Raw genomic sequence first — 4651 nt, forward strand, 5'->3', positions numbered from 1 at the left:
GCGACAAGGCGTTGGTGGCGAACGGCGCCAAGCCGATGGGCGACTTGACCGGCGCGCTGACGCCGGTTCCGCAGGAGTAAGCTAACCGAAACTCAGCCAGGAAACTGGTAAAGCCGGCTGCCTTGGACAAGGCAGCCGGCTTTTTTTATTGCCAGGATCCCATGGGCGCCAGCGCCGGCGACAGTTCCGCTTCGCCCCAGCGCAGTGGCAGCGAGGCCTCGACCCGTATCGCCTGTTCTACATGGAAGCGCAGCAAGCGCTCGGCGCCTGTAAATGCCGCGACTTCGGGACCATCCCAGATCAGCTCGGCGCTGACTGCCAGATACAGCAGATCGCCGCTGGAAAAATCGATGAACAGCAAGCCGGCGCGTGGATGTTCGACCAGGTTGCCGATGGTGTTGAAGTAAAAATTGCCAACAAAATCTGGCACCGTCAGCGTCTTTGCATCGTCGATGCGGACGAAGCCGGGCTTGCCGCCGCGGTGCGAAACATCTACCCCGTGCTGGCGATCGCCGGCCGCCGCGGGTTTGCCCATGAAAGCAGAAGCGATGAAAAAAGTATCGGCGCCGGCGATCAGTTTTTGCATCGCGGCGTCGAGCTGTTCCGTCCTGTGGACCACAGGCGCTGCTGCAGCGCTATCTTCAATCAGGGTAGGGCGGCGCGCCTGTATGTATTTAGGGCAGTTGCCGAAACTCTGGTCTACCTTCAGCGTCCACCCTGTCGCGCTGATTTTCTCGACCTTGCCGTTCATGCGGTTGCGGCGGCGGGTATGCGGTTCTATGCCCAGGATGCCGATCGCTGCGTTGTGAGCCAGGTTTTGCTGCAGCGGATCGGCCGCCAGCACGTGCGGATGCAGCTCCAGGTGTTCGGCGTCTGGAGAAGTCACGAAACCGGGCGCGCCGGTCACTATCGACGCCCACGGCTGTTGCTCGCGGTCGATGCTGCCGACGATCATGAACGGCAGCTGCTGGAAGAATTCGCGGTGCTGCTCCGGCATGAAGCTGCGCAGCAGCTGGCCGCGGCTGGCCATCTTTTCCAGCACGCCGACGCGTTGCTGCACTGCCTGTTCGCCGCTATGGAAAGGTGTGCTTGCAGGACTGGTTGCGGCTGTTTCAGGATGGGACATGTTTTGCCTCCTTGGTGGAGCGCTCCGATCGGTTGCGACCGGAGCGCGCGGTCTCAGGCTGCCAGCGCCGGCGGGGTGGCTTGCATGGCGACAAAACCGGGCAAGGCTTCAACCCGGCCCAGCCATGCGCGGATATGTGGGTAGTCGTCCAGCGTTACGCCGCCTTCCGGCGCGTGCGCTATATAGCTGTAAGCCGCTACATCGGCGATAGTCACCTGCGTGCCGGTCAGGAACTGGCGGCTGGCCAGGTGCGGTTCCAAGAGCGTGAACAGGCGTTTGGCGGTGGCGCAGGCCGCGCCGTGGTCCAGCGGCATGCCGAACAAGGTGGCCAGGCGGGCGCTGGCCGGGCCGCGGAAAATCTCGCCCGCGGCCAGCGACAGGAAGCGCTGAACGTTGGCCGCCCCCAAAGGGTCGCGCGGCAGCCAGCCGGCATCGCCATATTTGCTCGCCAGATAGACCAGGATCGCATTCGAATCAGCCAGCGTAACCTCGCCGTCTTCAATCACGGGTACCTGGCCGAACGGGTTTTTCGCCAGGAATTCAGGCTTTTTCTGTTCGCCGGCGCCCAGATCGATATCGATCATTTCAAACGGCAAGTCCAGCAAAGACAGGAATAGCTGAACCCGGTGGGCGTGGCCGGACAAGGCGGCGCGATAAAGACGGATAGGATGGGCTGGACGGGCGCTTGGCATGGAAAATCTCCTGATGGCTTGGATAAAAGCACCGCAAACGATGCCTGGTGAAACGGCTGGTTCTGTACCGAACAATCGGTACAATACAAAAGCAAGCCCATCCTGTCAAGTAAAACAGGAAATCCAATCGGAATTACTCGACTGCCTGCGGGCCTAGCAGGATGGCGGGGAAATTTTCTATCATGCGCAAAAAAGGTCCGTTGCTGTCCAGCGCGCGCGACACGATCAGCGAACCCTGGATCGCCACTACCGCGTTTTCCGCACGCACCGCAGCCTCGACCTTGTCGACGCCAGCCTCCTCCGCCACCTCGGCCAGCAAGGCCATGAGCGCCCGCATGCGGGCGCCCAGGTGCTGCTGGAACAGCGAACCGGCCTCGCCGATGGTGAACACGTCCATCAGGCAGGGCGCCATGCCGTTAGCGTAATACTCCGTCAACTTGCCGGCGAAGCGTTGCAAGCGGATGGCGGATACCTCGCGGCTGTTCAAGGTGGACAGCACATGCTGGGTAAACCATGCGCCGACCGCTCCCATTGCGGCGCTCGCCATGTCTTCCTTGCCATTCGGAAAATAATGGTAAAGACTGGACCGGCCCAGCCCGGTGGCTTCAGACAGGCGCGATAGGCTGCTGCCCTCATAGCCGTAGCGGCGGAAAGCGGCAAGAATGCGGTCGATGACCTGGTCGCGGGTGAGAGTGGCTACTGGCATAAAATTCAGATCTGACGTTTGTACCGAATGTTCGTTGCTATCAATGTAGAGGTGAAATACCAAAACAGCAAGGCCATCTGTACAAAATACGCGTGCATGCCCCGCAATCTGGGAAATGTAATAATGGTTGCTTAGCTAATTATATTTGCCTAAAATAAGCCCATGTTTGATCACTGCCTCTATTTCAACACCACCGCGCTGGCGCGCATTGTCGAGCGCGAGTGGAATGCTGCCTACCAGCCGTTCGACCTGACTGCGCCGCAGGGTTTCGTCTTGCGTGCGGTGCTGAGGCAGCCCGGCCTGCTCAATAGCGAACTGGCCGGCATCTTCGGCATTGCCCGACCGACGGCGACCCGCCTGCTGGACGCGCTGCTGGCCAAGGACCTTATAGAACGCCGTCCTTCCGCCGCCGATGGTCGCGAATGGAATATCTTCCCGACCGCGGCGGCGCTGGCGCTGGACGGACCGATCAACGCCGTCAGTGCTGAGCTGGACCGGCGTTTGCGCGGACAGATGGGCGGCGAGCGCTTTGACGATTCGATCAGCGCCCTGCGCGGGGTCAGGGAAAGTATCGGCTGATTGCTGGTGTGCCCTTGCAAGGCAGGCAAGCCTGCCTAAATTTTTATTCAATTAGTTGTTTAGCTAACTTATTTTGCGAAGGAATCGCCATGACAGCAATTTCAAGGAATGTGCAGAAAACCGCAGGACGCCGCGCCGTGCTGGCGGCGCTTGCAGTTGCCGTTGCGGCATCCGGAATCATCCTGTATCTGTTTGCCGAGCCAAGCTTGCTGGACAACCAAGGCGCTTGCCTGGCGGCGCATGCGGCCGACTACGGCGTCACTACGCAGCAACTGAGCAGCGACGTCAGTCGCCAGTCCGAACTGGTGGCAGCGCTGTCATCCTGTTCCGGCATGGCGCCTTGAGTTGCGGCAGACCAGCTTATTCCACCAGTTGCTGCGACGCTGCGCCGGAAAGCGGTGCGCGGTCACGGCTCAGGTAAAGGGAAACGCAGGCGCATAACAAGGCCGCGGCTGACAAGGCAGCGCCGAACCAGGGTGTGGCCGACAGCGACTGCCAGGCAATCACCATACCGCCGCAGGCCGCACCCAGCGCCACGCCAAGATGCATGGCCGAGGTATTCAAGCCGATGTTGACTTCGCTGTCCGCCGGCGCCGAGCCGATCAGGTAACTCTGCACAGTGGGCGAGATGCTCCAGCTCAGGCTGCTCCATATCATCATCGCCGGCAGGAACAGCCAGAGGGACCCGGCAAACAGCGGCAGGCTGGCCAGCACCACGGTGAACATGGCGGGCACCAGCCACAATGTGCGGCGCGCGCCCAGCCGGTCCGACAGCCAGCCGCCGAGATAACCGCCGCTGACCGCGGATGCGCCGAACAGCGCATACATCAGGCTCAGGCTGTTGCCATGCAAACCGAGCGTGGCGCCGAGGTAGGGCGCGAGGTAGGCAAACAGGGTGAAATGGCCGGCGATCATCAGGATCGACACCAGCTGGGCGCAAGTCAGGCTCGGGATCGCCAGTTGCTGCCAGTAGCGCGACAAGGGCAACGGTTGTTGCGCGGTCATGCGCGGCAGGCTGGCCTGCAGCCAGAAGATCAGCGCGGCGGCAAGCAAGGCCATCGCGGCAAACGGCAGGCGCCAGCCGAGATGGTCGCTGAGGACAATGCCGAACGGTATGCCCAGCACCAGCGAGCCGCTGATGCCCATGAAAATGACGCCGATGGCCCGGCCCCGGTGGCTGGGCGCCACCAGCGCCGAAGCGAAAGTGGTGCTCAGCACCACGATCAGCGAGCAACTCGCGGCGGAAACGATCCTGAGCACAAACAGCGCCGCATAATTCGGCGCCAGCGCGGCTGCCAGGTTGCTGAGGGCGAATACGGCCAGCGCCGTCTGCAGCAGGGTGCGTCGCTCAAAGCGTGCGGTCAGCGACAGCAGCAGCGCCGCGCAAAGTGCAAACGACAGGGAAAACACGCTGGTCAGCTGGCCGGCGACGCTGACCGACACCGACAGGTCGCGGGCGATCAGCGGCAGGATGCCGCCGACAATGTTTTCATCGAGGCCGGCGATGAAAGCCACCAGCGCGAGCAGATAGATACGACGATCCATGGA

General features: G+C 61.8%; 6 protein-coding genes. 2 read left to right on the forward strand and 4 right to left on the reverse strand.

The window, feature by feature from the left end; genetic code table 11:
- Positions 1-145 precede the first annotated feature (145 nt).
- The 3 genes from JWQ61_RS08500 to JWQ61_RS08510 all read right to left on the reverse strand — a co-directional run bounded on the left by JWQ61_RS08500 (position 146) and on the right by JWQ61_RS08510 (position 2524).
- Positions 146-1126, reverse strand: a complete 981-nt coding sequence (locus JWQ61_RS08500; RefSeq protein WP_304360141.1) for a pyridoxamine 5'-phosphate oxidase family protein — start codon at positions 1124-1126, stop codon at positions 146-148.
- A gap of 53 nt (positions 1127-1179) precedes the next feature.
- Positions 1180-1818 (reverse strand): glutathione S-transferase family protein, encoded by a 639-nt coding sequence (locus JWQ61_RS08505; protein WP_304360142.1) that lies wholly within the window; start codon positions 1816-1818, stop codon positions 1180-1182.
- Between the two features lie 133 nt (positions 1819-1951).
- The gene (locus tag JWQ61_RS08510; RefSeq protein WP_304360143.1) at positions 1952-2524 is read right to left on the reverse strand and encodes a TetR/AcrR family transcriptional regulator; all 573 of its coding nucleotides are present in this window, start codon (positions 2522-2524) and stop codon (positions 1952-1954) included.
- 162 nt (positions 2525-2686) lie between these two features.
- Between JWQ61_RS08510 and JWQ61_RS08515 the strand changes: the two genes are divergently transcribed.
- On the forward strand, positions 2687-3103 hold the full coding sequence (locus JWQ61_RS08515; protein ID WP_304360144.1) for a MarR family winged helix-turn-helix transcriptional regulator: 417 nt from the start codon (positions 2687-2689) through the stop codon (positions 3101-3103).
- A gap of 89 nt (positions 3104-3192) precedes the next feature.
- Entirely contained in the window at positions 3193-3447 is a 255-nt protein-coding gene (locus tag JWQ61_RS08520) for a hypothetical protein (protein ID WP_304360145.1), read from the forward strand.
- Positions 3448-3463: 16 nt separating this feature from the next.
- Here JWQ61_RS08520 and JWQ61_RS08525 read toward each other — a convergent pair.
- Positions 3464-4651 (reverse strand): MFS transporter (locus JWQ61_RS08525; protein ID WP_304360146.1); only part of this gene is annotated, 1188 nt, incomplete at its 5' end.

The sequence above is a fragment of the Collimonas fungivorans genome (assembly GCF_028292705.1).
Lineage (GTDB): Bacteria > Pseudomonadota > Gammaproteobacteria > Burkholderiales > Burkholderiaceae_D > Collimonas > Collimonas fungivorans_B.